Source organism: Ulvibacter sp. 2210JD10-4, from assembly GCF_058148525.1.
In genome coordinates this window covers 1-265 of the sequence record NZ_JBYVJZ010000042.1, presented here as the reverse complement: position 1 = coordinate 265, position 265 = coordinate 1, and the positions used below count along the sequence as shown (strand labels likewise).

The window sequence follows — 265 nt, the reverse complement described above, 5'->3', positions numbered from 1 at the left end:
ACAGATTCTGACGAGTCACTCTCTGTATTGATCTCTTTTAAATAGTTAAATATCTTCTGTTGTAGCCAAAGTAATTTTCCTGCAAGCAATTTTTTATCAAAGGCAATATCTTCTATATACTCTTCGGCAACAACATTGTCTATGTTTTTTATAAAAATAATATCTACATCTATTTCATTGAGGTTTTCCAATAATGCGCCATGACCGGAAGGACGAAAAATCACATTACCTTTATCGTCCCGAAATGGTTTATTTTCTTCGGTAA

1 protein-coding gene is annotated in these 265 nt (G+C 32.5%); it reads right to left on the bottom strand.

Going from position 1 to position 265, the window contains the following annotated elements; translation table 11 throughout:
- Positions 1–265 (bottom strand): DUF4301 family protein (locus tag ACY2RT_RS15395; RefSeq protein ID WP_490156808.1); only part of this gene is annotated, 265 nt, incomplete at both ends.